The organism is Streptosporangium sp. NPDC048886 (assembly GCF_055586905.1).
The window spans coordinates 23890-37299 of sequence record NZ_JBVJHH010000013.1; the positions used below are offsets into that span (position 1 = coordinate 23890).

At 70.1% G+C, this 13410-nt stretch carries 13 protein-coding genes and 1 pseudogene; 6 read left to right on the forward strand and 8 right to left on the reverse strand.

The window, feature by feature from the left end; translation table 11 throughout:
- Positions 1–352 precede the first annotated feature (352 nt).
- Together ACZ6R6_RS17805 and ACZ6R6_RS17810 are read right to left on the reverse strand one after the other, a co-directional pair.
- On the reverse strand, positions 353–889 hold the full coding sequence (locus ACZ6R6_RS17805) for a dihydrofolate reductase family protein (protein ID WP_470094566.1): 537 nt from the start codon (positions 887–889) through the stop codon (positions 353–355).
- 33 nt (positions 890–922) lie between these two features.
- A complete protein-coding gene (locus ACZ6R6_RS17810) occupies positions 923–1588 on the reverse strand; it encodes a DUF998 domain-containing protein (protein WP_470094568.1) in 666 nt (221 codons plus the stop codon).
- Positions 1589–1688: 100 nt separating this feature from the next.
- On the opposite strand from ACZ6R6_RS17810, the gene ACZ6R6_RS17815 reads away from it, so the two are divergent.
- Positions 1689–1859 carry a hypothetical protein gene (locus ACZ6R6_RS17815; RefSeq protein ID WP_470094570.1) on the forward strand — a complete coding sequence of 57 codons (171 nt, stop codon included), beginning with the start codon at positions 1689–1691 and terminating at the stop codon, positions 1857–1859.
- 209 nt (positions 1860–2068) lie between these two features.
- On the opposite strand, the gene ACZ6R6_RS17820 is transcribed toward ACZ6R6_RS17815, so the two are convergent.
- Complete coding sequence (locus ACZ6R6_RS17820; RefSeq protein WP_470094571.1) at positions 2069–3166, reverse strand: FUSC family protein; 1098 nt, start codon at positions 3164–3166, stop codon at positions 2069–2071.
- 427 nt (positions 3167–3593) lie between these two features.
- On the opposite strand from ACZ6R6_RS17820, the pseudogene ACZ6R6_RS17825 reads away from it, so the two are divergent.
- From ACZ6R6_RS17825 to ACZ6R6_RS17840, 4 genes and pseudogenes are all read left to right on the forward strand, one after another.
- A pseudogene (locus ACZ6R6_RS17825) lies at positions 3594–3695 on the forward strand (IS5/IS1182 family transposase); the annotation flags it as partial.
- Between the two features lie 348 nt (positions 3696–4043).
- Positions 4044–4919 (forward strand): S1 family peptidase, encoded by an 876-nt coding sequence (locus ACZ6R6_RS17830; RefSeq protein ID WP_470094573.1) that lies wholly within the window; start codon positions 4044–4046, stop codon positions 4917–4919.
- Positions 4920–5125: 206 nt separating this feature from the next.
- A complete protein-coding gene (locus ACZ6R6_RS17835) occupies positions 5126–5602 on the forward strand; it encodes a hypothetical protein (RefSeq protein WP_470094575.1) in 477 nt (158 codons plus the stop codon).
- A gap of 126 nt (positions 5603–5728) precedes the next feature.
- Positions 5729–6229, forward strand: a complete 501-nt coding sequence (locus ACZ6R6_RS17840; RefSeq protein ID WP_470094577.1) for a hypothetical protein — start codon at positions 5729–5731, stop codon at positions 6227–6229.
- 695 nt (positions 6230–6924) lie between these two features.
- Here the strand turns inward: ACZ6R6_RS17840 and ACZ6R6_RS17845 are convergent.
- The 5 genes from ACZ6R6_RS17845 to ACZ6R6_RS17865 form a co-directional block, all read right to left on the reverse strand.
- Positions 6925–7203 carry an antibiotic biosynthesis monooxygenase family protein gene (locus ACZ6R6_RS17845; RefSeq protein WP_470094579.1) on the reverse strand — a complete coding sequence of 93 codons (279 nt, stop codon included), beginning with the start codon at positions 7201–7203 and terminating at the stop codon, positions 6925–6927.
- A gap of 224 nt (positions 7204–7427) precedes the next feature.
- Positions 7428–8018, reverse strand: a complete 591-nt coding sequence (locus ACZ6R6_RS17850; RefSeq protein ID WP_470094581.1) for a DUF2867 domain-containing protein — start codon at positions 8016–8018, stop codon at positions 7428–7430.
- 174 nt (positions 8019–8192) lie between these two features.
- A complete protein-coding gene (locus tag ACZ6R6_RS17855; RefSeq protein WP_470094583.1) occupies positions 8193–9359 on the reverse strand; it encodes an MBL fold metallo-hydrolase in 1167 nt (388 codons plus the stop codon).
- Positions 9360–9883: 524 nt separating this feature from the next.
- On the reverse strand, positions 9884–11086 hold the full coding sequence (locus tag ACZ6R6_RS17860) for an MFS transporter (RefSeq protein WP_470094585.1): 1203 nt from the start codon (positions 11084–11086) through the stop codon (positions 9884–9886).
- 698 nt (positions 11087–11784) lie between these two features.
- The gene (locus ACZ6R6_RS17865; RefSeq protein WP_470094587.1) at positions 11785–12342 is read right to left on the reverse strand and encodes a YceI family protein; all 558 of its coding nucleotides are present in this window, start codon (positions 12340–12342) and stop codon (positions 11785–11787) included.
- A gap of 191 nt (positions 12343–12533) precedes the next feature.
- Here ACZ6R6_RS17865 and ACZ6R6_RS17870 point away from each other — a divergent pair, with 191 nt between their 5' ends.
- Positions 12534–13340, forward strand: a complete 807-nt coding sequence (locus tag ACZ6R6_RS17870) for a TioE family transcriptional regulator (protein WP_470094589.1) — start codon at positions 12534–12536, stop codon at positions 13338–13340.
- The last annotated feature ends 70 nt before the right edge of the window (positions 13341–13410 follow it).

Consider the following 13410-nt stretch of genomic DNA (forward strand, 5'->3'; position numbering starts at 1 on the left):
AGTCACTGGCCCGGCTACAAGGGCCGCCGGCACGAGGAGGACGAGGGGGGGAGGAGGAGGAAGAAGGCTGAGGGACGAGGAGGAGGGGACGGCCGAGGGACGCGGCAGGCAGAAGGGCCCCGGTGAGAGACGGGTTCCGGCTGCCGACAAGGCGGAGCCCCGCCCCGGATACTCCGGGACGGGGCTCGGGGCCTCGGTCAGCTTTCCAGGTCATGGGCCAGGCGCAACCACGTGGTGAACAGGTCGGGGTCGATGTCGGCCGGGGTGTGGAGCCTGACGGCGGCCATCTGTCTGGCGGCCGGCTCCAGGCGGAAGGTCCAGTGGCTCTCTGGTGATGGAGGTCCGGGGATCCTCAGGCGGGCTGGTAGTGGAGGTTCAGGACACCGGTCTTGAAGGTGGTCGAATCGACCAGCTTGAGCGGCAGGCAGCCGGTGCTCTCGTCGAACAGCCGGGTTCCGGTGCCGAGCACGATCGGGTGGACCAGCAGGTGGAGCTCGTCGATGAGGCCCGCACGCAGCAGCGTCCTGGTCAGCGTGATGCTGCCGGTGATGCTGATGTTCTTGCCCGGGCGCTCCTTCATCCCCCTCAGCTCGTCGATCACATTTGCGCTGATCAAAGTGGAGTTGTTCCACTCCGCCTTCTGCAGGGTGGTGGAGGCGACCAGCTTGGGGATGTTGTTCAGCTGGTCGGCCATCTCGCCGGTCCGGTGGGGCCAGACCGCGGCGAAGGACTCGTAGGTGGCCCGGCCCAGCAGGAGCGTGTCCGCCTCGGCCTGGGTCGCCATGACCGCTGCGCCCATCTCCTCGCTCATATAGGGGAAGTGCCACTTCTCGGGCGACTCCACGACGCCGTCCAGCGAGACGAACAGCCCGGCAACGATCTTCCTCATGGGTTTCTCCTCAGGGATGAAGTGGTGTGTGATTCAGGCGGACTTGCGGAAGCGGGCCGCGACCAGGGAGACCCAGGCCATCGCGATCATGACCCCCGTGGCGAGTGTCACCGAGCCGGCGTGCCCGCCGGTGATCGCCCAGCCGTCACCCACGATCAGGGCCACACCGGCCAGGCGGGAGGCGACGGCCATGCCGCGGGCGCCGGTGCGGGTGAAGTACCGGCCGAGGACGAAGCAGGCCGCGGCGAGGGCGATGAACGTCACCGACCCTGTCACCATGTGCATGATGCTGTGCCAGCTCATCGCCGCCGGCGGTCCGGCGGGCGTGCCCACGGGGAAGCCGTCGGCGGGATCCATGACGAAGACGCCCGCTCCGATCATCCCGATGCCGGCGGCCAGCGTCAGACGCGGCACCCAGGTGCCGCCGGGCTCGCCGTACAGGGCCCTGCGGAACCCGAAGGAACCGGCGATGAGCAACGAGCCGACGATCAGGAAGTTGGTGATCTGGATCCACCCGAGCGAGCCGGTGGCGAGCTGGCTGAACGGGTGGCGGACCAGGTCGAAGCCCTCGCGGGTGAACGCCTGTGCAAGGGCGACCACGGTCCAGACGGGCATGGCGGCCGCCGCGGCGGTGAGCAGCGTGCGGGTGGAGGCGGAGCTGCGGGTGGAGGCGGAGCTGCGGGTCGTCGTGCTGGTCATGTTCCCGGTCCCTTTCGTGGTTCTGCCCACACGTCGTCCAAGCGATGTGACAGGGAACGCGGGAAGGACAGGGCCGCCGGAAACGGAACGGGAGTACGGCATGCGGTTTCTCGTGACGAGCGTGAGCGAGCAGAAGGCGGACGAGACGCTCCAGATCGAGACGGGCAGGTTCGTCCAGGAGCCGGCACAGGCCGGGGTGCTGCCGGCCGCCGGTGGGATGGAGCTGGGAGGCAGCGCGTGCTCAAGTCCGTGGGTGGCGAGCTCACGGTGACCGACGGCCCCTTCGCCGAGGCGAAGGGGATGGTGGTCGGGTCCGCACTGATCGAGGTGGGCTGCAGGGAACTGATCGAGGTGGGCTCCGGGGAGGAGGCGTTGGGGCTGTCCCGCCGCTTCTTCAAGTTCGTCGGCGACGCCGGGGGCCGGATGCAGCAGATCCACCGACCAGCGCGCCGAGCCGGCGAGCCTTCGGGCTGTTCGGCCTCAGCCGCGCGTGCTCTCGTCGCTCGGCTCGTTCAGCGGGGTCAGCGCGGCCGAGGCCGCGTCGTGGTCCATGCCGGTCGCCTCCAGCAGATCGACGGCGATGGAGCGCAGCTGCGCGATGGTGACGTTCGCGGAGAAGCCCAGGTTTCTGGGCCGCTCCCGCGCGGCGACGGCGAGCAACGCCTGCCTGGCCAGCATCGGTTCGCGTCCGGCCCCCAGTTCGAGCTGGAGCAGCAGCGCCGCCTCCGAGACCTCGCGCAGCGACTCGGCCAGCGCGGCCGGTGGCGGGCTGGCCTCACCCAGCGCCGCGAGCGTGCGGCGGACCAGCACCCGCGCGTTGCGCAGCGCCAGGTCCACCGGTACGGCGGCGGTCTCGTACCTGGTCAGTCTGGCCCGGTGATGCCAGCGCAGCGGTGAGATCATGATGATCTCCTTGCCGTTCTCCAGCGCCGCCTCGAACTCCTCGACCGCCGTCTGGGTCTTGCGTCCGCACTCCAGGGCCTCGGCGGCCAGGTCCACATCGCGCTTCTCGATCGCCTCCGCCGCCTGCTCCAGCACGGTGGAGAGGGCGTCAAGCACTCCGGACAGATGCTTGCCCACGATGGTGAGCGGGCTGGCGGGCAGCAGTGCGACCGCGGCGATGCCGATGACGCCGCCGGTGAGCGCGTCGGCCATCCGGTCCAGCCCGCCGACGTCCTCGCCCGGCACCAGCATGGCGACCAGCACCGCGGACGACCCGACCTGCGACACGAACAGCTCACCGCTGTTCAACAGTCCCGCGATGGTCATGGCCAGCGCGATCACAAGCGCCATCTGCCAGGGGCCCGAGCCGATCCAGGACACCAGCAGGTCGCCGATGCCCACGCCCAGACTGACGCCGACCACCAGCTCGGCCACCCTGCGCAGCCGCTGCCCGAGCCCCACACCCACGCAGATCATCACGGAGATGGGCGCGAAGAGGGGGTGGGCGTGACCGAGCAGATGAACGGCGACGATCCAGGCCAGCGCGGCGCCCACGGCACACTGCGCGATGGATGGCGCGATCAGGCCGAACGTGCCCAGCCGTTTCCTAACTTGATCACTGAGCCACGTCCGCACTCCTCCACGATGGCGGATCTTTATGACATTGGGATCACATTTGCCCTGAATTCTTCTGATTCGGCCATTCGGCGAAGGCCAGGGAGGCCACCGCATCCTGCCCTTTGGCACCGGCGGCCTGGGGCTCAGCGTGCGATCTCTCGGGGATCGTGTGCAGCCGAGCGCCGTGATATGCAGCCGTAGGCCACTGGTCGCGGGACGACTTGGGGACGATCTTGGAGGCGCTCCCCCAGGCCGTTCCCGGAAAACAGCGAAGGCCCCGGGACAGCTCGGAGCCTGGCCGGGCACGATCGACAGGTCGCTCCTCCAGCGTGTCCGAGATCTTGTCATTGGCGCGCCCACTGCCCTGCGACGCACTTGGCGTAGACCCTCAGAAGTCCTGACACGGCCCGACGCCGCCGACACCTGCCCGAGCCCGGTCGACACCGGCCCGAGCCCGGTCGACCGAGGCGAGACCGGCTCCAAGCACCCTGTGATCATCGGCGGGAACGGCATCCCGCCGGCGGTCAGCCTCGGCGGCGGCAACCGCGGGCGACACTTTGGCCGATGACGCTTTGGCCGATGACGCACCAGGTCAGCGAGGTGCACTCGGTCCCGGTCGGCCTGGCTCATCGACGTCAGGCCGCAGGTAGCCTTGGGTGGCTGCGTGCCGAGCCGGTGGGTGCTTCTGGCCCGACCACTGTGAAATCGTCCGACTCGCCGCCATCGGAAGTCCGCGGTGCGGACCGGTGGGTGAGCCGGGCCAGTGCGGCTGCCACCGGTTGAGCTCGCCGCCCAAGAACCGTGATCGAATCGCGGAACGTTCGTGGTGTCTCCCCAGCCGCACCCCTCAACTGATGGGAGATCTGTGTTCAGGGCAACTGGCATACGATCAGCGGTGCTCGCCGCCCTCATGGCCACCGGGCTCGCACTGACCACCGCCACAACGGCCGCCGCGGCTACCGTCCACGAGGCGGCCTCAGCGGGCGCAGGCCATCCCTCCATCATCGGTGGGAGGGCTGCGACGGAGCCCTACTCGTTCATGGTCTCCTTCCGGCTGCGAGGGCTGCCCGGCCACCACTGCGGCGGTTCCCTCATCGCCCCGGACTGGGCCGTCACCGCCGCCCACTGCAAGGGACTCATGAAGCCCGGCAGGACGCAGGTGCGGGTCGGCTCTCTCGACCGCGACAAGGGCGGAGCCCTCACCGGTGTGAAGCGTGTCATCGCCTATCCCGGCCACGACGGCCCCGGCCGGAGCGGGAAGTTCGAGAACGACATCCTGCTGGTCCAGCTGGACCGGCAGGTAGACCTCGAGCCCATCCGCATCGCCGACGACCCCGGCCGGGTGGGCGAGCCGAGCCGCGTCATCGGCTGGGGCATGGCATGCGAGGACAGGAACGATCCGATCTGTAAGAACGGTCCCCGGCGGTTGCAGGAGCTCGACACCGTACGCGTGCCCGACAACCGGTGCGCATCCCTCAACCGCGGCAGCGAGCTGTGCACCGGCGAGCGCCAGGGGCGCGCGGCCAGCGCGTGCAACGGCGACTCCGGAGGCCCGCAGATCCGCAGGGTGGGCGGCCGGTGGGAGCTGATCGGAGCCACCTCGCGCGATGGTGACGACGTGGAGGATCGCATGGACGGCGGCGCCGGCTGCTCCACCAACCCCGAGGGTGAGCCGGGAGTCGGCATCTGGACCGACGTGACCCACTACCGCTCCTGGATCACCGACACCATCGAGGAACACGTGCCCGCGGAGCTTCACAGCGCCTCCTGATCACCCGCCGGACCGCGCGGGCGCCGATTAACTTGATCTTCAACCTGCGCGTTGTCGTCGGGCGGTCATGGTCTGTCCAGCCGCATGAGGGTTTGGCGTCCGAGAATCGGTCGGCGACCGGCTGACCAGACGCTCGGAACCGTACCGGGAGCAGATCTCCGCCAGGCGCTTCTCGGCCTCGACCGGCACGGCTACCATTCATGATCATGTCGATGTGGTTGAACCTCGCGAAGATCGATGTCGAGCTGCTGGAGTCCGTACAGGCGGACCCCGACCTGATCGGTGAGATCTTCTTCGATAACGGGCAGGCGCCCGTCGGCTTCCAGCCGGAAACCGACATGTTCGCAGATGACTACCGAACCCTCAACGCCATCGCGAAGGCCAGAGCCGAGGCCGAGCGAGAGACCGCGCAGTGGCAGAAGTGCTATCCCTGGCTCGCGGCGGCGACCGGCGAGAACGGCGAGAACGACGTGGAGGGCTACGAGTTCGACTATGGTCCGGCCTTCGTCCTCGATCCCGGCCAGGTGGCGGCCGTCGCGCAAGGCCTGACAGGCGAGGGATGGGGGTTCGGCGCCGTTCGCCGGGACGCGGCAGACAGCGCTTATGAGGGGTTCGAGGACCTCGGGCCGTTCTACGCGGCGGCGGCACGAGAGGGCAAGGCCATCGTGGGCGGGGTGAGCTGACCCGCTGCGGTGGCCACCGCGCCGCTTCCGACGGGCTCTGCACCAGAGCCAAAACCTGTGGCCGTGCCCTGCTGGCGCCCGTAAGGTGCCGATCATGGTGGAGACGACGCCCGGAGGGCGCGCCCGATGACCCTGTTCACGCACCTCACCTCGGCTGATGACGTCCGCTCGATACGGCGGGCCGGCGTCCGCGCCCGCAGCCGAGGCTACGAGGGCACGGCCGGGGTGTTCTGCCTGCCGATCCTGCCCTCCTACCAGCTCACCCACCAGTGGGGCCGGGAGCTGCGGCGCAGCGGACGGCGCACGATGGTCGCCGTCGACTTCCGGCTGCCCGACGACGAGCCCGTGTCCGTGGGCCGCTACGGACGGGCTCATCAGGAGCTTCCCAGCGCCGAGGCCGCGGCCCTGATCGCCGGGTGCGAGGACGCCCGAGGGTATGAGGTGTTCGTCTCCCGGGCGATTGAGGCCAAGGAGATCCACCGAGTCCGGGGAGTCAACCGGGTCACCGGCTGGCGGTACATGCCCGACGCCCACGGCAGGTTCCCCTGCCCGTGTCCGAGATGCCTGCGGCGTGGGGAGTACGGCAGCGCGAAGATCCGCCAGGCGGCCGAGAGCCGCGGCTACTAGAGAAACCGGCCGAGCGTGACGGCCATCTCGTCCATCAGGCGGACGTCGACGTCCAGGGGGTGTCGGCCCAGGCTGGTGGTCATGTCGCGGTAGGTCTCAACGCCGCCACCGGCTCCGGGTGCTCCCGGTCGAACTCCTCGTTCAGCACGTCCAGCGGATCGCGCCCGGTGACCCGTAATCGCCGCACGGGCGTACGTGGGGCGCCGCGGGGCGACCTTCGATCGTGGCCGTGCCGTACAAGAGCTCCGGGCGCGTCTCGATCGCCGGTTCAGTCGCGACCAAGGCAGGTCGGCCACCGCGGCTGGCTTTACCGTACCCTCACCCACCGGAGCCGCAGGGACGAACTCAAAAGCTTTACCGGGACGGCTGCGCGGCGTTGTTCGACGCCGCCCACCAGCGGCTCGGCGGGCCGATCGTGGTGGTGTGGGACAACCTGGGCACCCGTCGCCGTTCACCGGGTCGGGCGAGGCCGGCGATCCGACCGGCTTGGAGATGCCGGCGGGGACCGGCGGCAGTGCGGCGCCCCGCAGCCGCACATGCGCTCTGCCGCCAGTTGAACCCGCTCGCCCATTGGGCCGTCGGGCCGTTCGGGCGAGCGGGTTACCGTGGCGGACGGCTGCAGACGTGCGAGAGCTGTCGCGGCCGTGCGTCGAAGTGGTCGGGGTAGGCGGAGTGGGCGGGGCGAGGGCCCGGGGTCAGGCCGCCACGAGCCGGAGAATCTCGCGAGGGCGTGATTCGCGCTCGTCATAGGCGAGGTCCAGTCCTGCCGCCTGTACGGCGGCGAGCGACGCGGCGAATGCGTCCTCGGACTCCCATTGCACGATGGAAATCACCGCGTCGGCCGACACCCAGCAGTCGGCTGAAAGGCATCCCGCTGTCCCCCGGAAGACCTCGGCGACCTGGTGGACGCGTGAGATGAACTCCTCGCGGTGAGAGGCGTGCGGATAGTGGCTTGCCAGCATGCCTACCTTCATGATGCGCTCCTTGGCGTTTCTCGACGGTGTGTCGCATATCGGATATCGGATCGTCGGCGAGAGTCCGGGCCGGACCGGCTCCGGGTGTGGCCGGTCACGGCGTCTTCCGCCCGCCGTCACGGGTAGAGGTGGCGGTCGGCCCGGCGCTCAGTGGTCAGCGTCCCGGGCGCGGTGGATCCGATGAACCCGGTACCCGATGAATCCGGTGGACCCGGTGGATCCGGTCATCCCGCCCCCTGCTCGCCGACCCACATCCGCCAGCCGTATCCGATCTTTCGGACCAGTGCCGGGTCCACGATCAGGTGCCGGAAGGGCCTGATCGCGGCCATGTAGGCCTTTCCGAACAGGCCGTTCGGCTTCACCAGCACGGCCATCTGGCCGCGGTGGCCACCGGCCCCGTCCGGGACCCAGCCGATGTGCATCACCGTGTGCACGGTCCGGTTGGCCATCTCCGCCGCCCACTCGTCGTCGGTCAGGTAGACCGAGCTGAACGGGACCGCGCGGAAGTCCGGTCCGGGGGGAGCGTCGCGGAGATCCGCCGGCAACCGGTCGCGCAGCGTCCGCACCCGCGCGCCGATGCCGGAGCCGGGCCCGTCCCAGCCGAGCAGCGCCCCGAGCTTCCAGCGGAGCGCGAACAGCGCGCGGGTGGCCCCGGAGAAGCGCCCCTCGCCGGAGCTCATCTGCCGCACCAGCCGCGGGAGGTCGTCAGGACCGCCAGGCGTCGGCAGCGCCCACACGTCCTCAACCCGGAAATCGGGCGCGAGCTCATGGATCCGCCAGGGCCGGGAGGTGTGCGCGGTGTTCGGGATTCTCATCAGTGGACCTCTTCAGTTCAGGCTCAGAGGAGTACGTGGAGCGTTCAGTTCAGAGAAGTACGTGGAGCGGGAGTCAAACCCGAGCACACCGGCGACGGCTGGTCCGGTGGACCTGGGCCGTCAGGGATCGGTCCCGCCCCCGCGGGAGACCGTACGGCCCGCGGGTTCCGGGGCTCACGGCTGCCGCCGGCTGTCCCATTCGGCCATCAGGCCGAACAGGGCGAACCGGTCGAGTGCCGGTTGGTCGGGGTGGATCTCGCGGTAGCGCCGGTAGACGTTGACCACGACCCGTTCGGCGTCCAGCCAGCCGCCGTACTCGGCCAGATCGATCCCGAACGCGGCCTCCTGGAAGTCCATGCCCTTGGCGTGGGCGGCGTCGGCCTGCTCGACGACGTGGCTGAGATACCCGCGCACGGCGCGGATCCCGTCGGGGTCCGTCACCGGGCCGTGACCCGGCACCACAATCGGGGTGTCGAGGGCGAGCATCGTGTCGCAGGCGGCGATCCAGTTGGCGATGGGCCCGCTCCATACGATCGGCGTGCCGCCGATGAACAGCAGGTCACCGGCGAAGAGCACGCCGGCGTCGGGTACGTGCACCACCGTGTCAGCCTCGGTGTGGGCGGGCCCGAGGTTGAGCAGACGCACCTCCCGCCCGCCCACGTCGAGGGTGAGCCGTCGGTCGAAGGTCTGGTCGGGCGTGCGCAGGCGGATGCCGCCGAAGTCGAAGGGCCTGAAGCGCTCGCGCAGGTACGGGGTGAGCGTGGGCCCGAGGTCCATGATCTGCAGGGCCGTGGTCAGCTCCGGCGCCATCTCGGTGTGCATCTCGTGCGCCGTCCCCTCGGCGGCGACCACGCGCACCGAGTCGGCGAGCAGTTGGCCGCCGTGGGTGTGGTCGCCGTTGGCGTGGGTGAGCACGGCGTGACCGATCGGGTGCCGATCGGTGATCGGCTCCATGCCGGACAGCATCTCGGCGGTGAGCGGCAGATCGTAGAGCGTGTCGACCAGCAGGGAGGCGCCCTCGCCCGCGACGAGGCCGGCGTTGCTCCTGCCGTACCCGCCGTCGGGCAGCAGCCACGCCCAGACGCCGTCGGCGATCTGGTGCAGCCCCTTCGTGTACGGCAGGGCGGGCTTGGCCGGGTTGACCCGGGGCCGGCGGGGCTTCGCGGTGGGGTCGGGCCTGGCGGCGAGCGGATGGGGGGCGGCGCTCGCCCGCACGGTCTGCCGCAGCGAGGGGCCGAGCAGTTCGATCAGGGTCGCGCCTCGGGGCAACGCGTGGATCAGGTCGCCGTCGATGACGCCGACCCGGTCGCCGTCAGCCGAGGCGTAGGTGACGAGGCGCAAAACGACCTCCTGTGTTGGTCAACATAGAATATGATTGCTAGCACAGAAGGAGGTGATGTGACAACACGACGAGGCGATGCTGCGGGTCAGGGAGTGAGCAGGCCCCGCGTGCGCGAGGTGCCGGAGCCGGACGGCCGGCGCCGGGACCGGCCTCGACACCTGGAGTCGTCGCGGGTCTCCGGTCGGCCGCGGCACGGGGTTCGACCCGTTGAGCCCAGGTCGGCGCGAGGGGGGCGAGGGAGCGACCTCGACCGGTTCATCACGATCACGGATGCTTCATGTGAGTCTCCACAGCGTCCGCCGGTCGCCCGTAGCGGCGGGGGTGGCTGTCGAGGAGCGATGTGGACGAGTTTCGCCAGTGCTCAAGGGCTTTCGACAGCGCTCAAGGGCCTGCGGTGGACGATCGGAACGCTCCTCGCACCGCAGCGGAACGATCGGAACGCTCCTCCTCGAAAGGGAACGCCAGTGGGCAGGGCGTCACGGGGGAGCGCCGGCGGGTACGGCGCGGAGGTCCGGCTCCGCCGTCATCCGGCTCCGCTCCCGGCGCGCCGGAGGTCGAGCGGACCGCAGGCCGCGGCGGACAGCACCGCGACCAGGCCCAGGGCGGCCAGCGCCACCGCCGGTCCACAGCCCCCGGCGTCGAGGAGCCGGCCTACGGCGAGCCCTCCCAGGAAGGCGGACACGCCGGACAGGAAGCTGAGCACACCCAGATAGGCCCCGAATCGATCGACCGGCGCGCACCGCGCGACGGTCTGGAACAGCGCCGGCTGCATGAGCCCCTTGGCCAGCCCGTTGAGTACGGCGGCCGCCAGCAGTCCGGCCGTCTGCCCGTCGCCGCCTCCCGACGGCGTCACGAGCAGCACCAGGTAGCCGGCCCCCGCGCAGAGCAGTCCGCTCCGCAGCACCCACGGGCGTTCCCCCCGTCCGCCCGTCGCGCACCACGGCTGAACCGCCGTCGCGACCATGGCCACCACCGAGAAGAACAAGGTCGTCGCGCCCGCTCCGACGTCCTTGAGCGGGACGACGGTTACGATCTGGTCGGCGAGCAACGTGCTGGGCGCGGCGACCACGGCGAAGCGCACGAACCTCCGATCGCGGAGCACCGCCGCCACTCCTTCGGCGACCGTCCGTGTGCCGTGCCGGGCACCGGCCCAGCGCCCCGTGCGGAGATGCGGGTCCGCGCGGGGAGCGGTACGGCGCTCCTCCCCCAGCAGGGTGAACAGCACGGCGGCGATCGCCCACGCGGCCGCCGCCGCGGCCGACAGCACCCAGAACCCGGCGGTCAGCAGGAGCAGCCCCACAGGCGGACCGGCCACCGCGGCCACCTGCCCGGCGATCGTGTAGGCCGCGAACCCGCGGGAGCGGCGAGCCGGCGCCAGCCCGGCCAGCAGGGACTGGGCGGTGGGATGGAACAGCGCACCGCCCAGCCCCAGCAGCACGGCGGCACCGAGCAGCCCGGCGAGCTCGTCCGCGGTCCCGAGCAGCACGAATCCCGCCGCGCGTAGCGTGCAGGCCAGCACCCCCGCCCTCGTCGCGCCGATCAGGTCGGTCACCGCGCCCACCGGCAGGAACAGCGCGTACTGGACCGCGATGCGCGCACCGAGCACCAGGGTGATGGTCCCGGCGAGCATGCCGAGGTCGTGCCGCAGGTAGGCCACCAGATGCGCCATCACCGCGAAGAATCCGAGCGAGATGGCGAGCTGCACCCCCACGACCACCACGATCACTCGCCGATCGGACGGCCCGCCTACTGGGCGACGGCACACCACGGACCGCCCGGGAGAATTCACGCGAGCACGGTCCGGACGGCGGCGGCCGGCTCCACCCGGGGACGCAGCGGGCGAGTGGGGGTACGGCGGTGCGACATGGGGGACTCCTTGCTCTCGGCGAACGGTGAGAGCAGACCAGGTCGATCCGGGTCGTGTCTAATATCGACAGGAGGGCGAGATCGATACCGGAATGAATAACCATGCTGCTCAAGCATGGTTCAGCGGCTGGCCCGGCCCGGTCTGCGCACGCCGCGAAACCCGGAGTCCACGCTGGGAGCCACGGGGCCGGATCACTCGTTCCCGCAGAGCCGAGAGATCCGGTCGAGATTCCTACGGAGCCGAGAAACCTGGTCGAGGTTCCTACGGAGCTGAGAGATCTGGTAGCGGCCAGCGGGTCGCGGTCCGCACCGGTCCCTCAATGCCGATCCGGGTGTCGTGGCGAGCGATGGAAGGCGAGGAACGACCGCCCTCGAATCGCCGCGGTCCGTGCTTTTCGGGAGCGTCCACGGACCGGAACCCTACGTGATCAGGGGCGCCCTCCAATGATCCGCACTTTCGGGAGCATCCACGGACCGGAACCCGCATGGTCAGGGGCCCCCTCCGACGGTCCGCGCCTTTTCGGAGCGCCCACGGACCGGAACCCCGCGTGGTCGGAGTCACGGCTTCGGGGTGAGGCCGGCGTCGAACCGCACCTCGACTCCGTCACTGACTCTGAGCGCGCCGAACAACGCCGAGTAGGGCCGGATCCCCCACCGGGTCTGCGCGATGGTCACCGAGCCCTGTGCGTGGCTCCCGGCCAGCGAGCCCTGTATCTCGACGGGCTGTGTGACGCCGACGATGGTGAGGTCGCCTTCGACGCGGAACGCCTCGGCGGTTCCGGCGACCCGGGTCGACCGGAATGTGATCATTGGGTTACGTCCGGTGTGAAGGATCTTCTCTCGGAGGATTTTCTCGATCTCCCGGCGGTCGGAGCCCGTGAGTGGCTTGACGCCGCCGGTCCCTTCCCGGACTTCGAGCGACTCGGCGTCGATCTCGACGGTCACCGAGGAGCCGGCCGGGTCAGTGGTGTCGACTGTGGCCTCGCCATGCCAGCGGGTGACCTCGATGGTGAGATCATGGCCGGCCTTCGCGCCCAGCCCGGCGCGGCCCGTGTTGACGAGGAGCCTGCCGGACTCAGGCCCCAACGTGTAGCTACCGGTGGTGACGCCCACCATGCCAGATTATCTCGCGCCCGGAGGATCCGTGGCGGCGCCCTGGATCGATGAGTCGGCGGCCATAACGGCCCCTGTTCGCTCCGATGGAACTGGCAGCACTCTCGACCGTATCCTTGAACCGAAGGTGTAAACTTTTATCCGTTTTCACTGGGCCTATGTGGCCATGACCTTCAACACCGTAAGGCGGTCCCATGCCCGGTGGGCGACTCCGGCCGGTCGACCTGGCGCGTGAGCACGGTCTGTCGACGCAGGCGGTGCGGAACTACGAAGAAGCCGGCATCCTCCCGCCGGCGGACCGCACACCCCACGGCTATCGGGCCTACACCCCTCTCCACGCGCAGGCCCTTCGCGCGTTCGCCGCCCTGGTGCCGGCCCACGGGCACCAGACGGCAACGTCGATCATGCAGGCGGTGAACCAGGGCGCGGTCGAGGACGCCCTGGAGTTGATCGATGGAAGCCATGTCCAGCTTCTCGAGGACCGCCGGACGCTCTCGGCCGTGGAAAAGGCGCTCCGGGACCTGGCGCAGTCAGGAACGCCCGGCCCTCCCCCGTCCGGCGTCACGTTCATCGGGCCGCTGGCCCGGAAACTGGGGATCCGGCCGGCGACCCTCCGCAAATGGGAGCGGGCCGGATTGATCCGTCCGCAGCGGGACCCGCAGACCGGTTACCGCGTCTACACCCCTGCCGACGTGCGGGACGCCCGGCTGGCCCACCAGCTCAGGCGCGGAGGGTATCTGCTGGAGCAGATCTCCCCGCTGCTCGCACAGGTGCGGACAGCCGGAGGCCTGGCACCCCTGGAGTCCGTCCTGGGCGACTGGCGCAGCCGGCTGTCCGCACGCGGCCTCTCAATGCTGACCGGCGCGACCGAACTCGCCGCCTACCTGCGTCAGCGCGGCGCCCTTCATCCAAAGGACGCCTCTCACCCAACTGATCCAAGGGACACCTTTCACCCGACTCATCCGACTCATCCGACTCCTTCAACGGACGCCCTGGACTAGGCGTCGCCACCGTGCCGGCCGGGCGCGTCGAGGATCGGGCGTCGCGCGGCGACCGGTGCCTGTCCGGCCG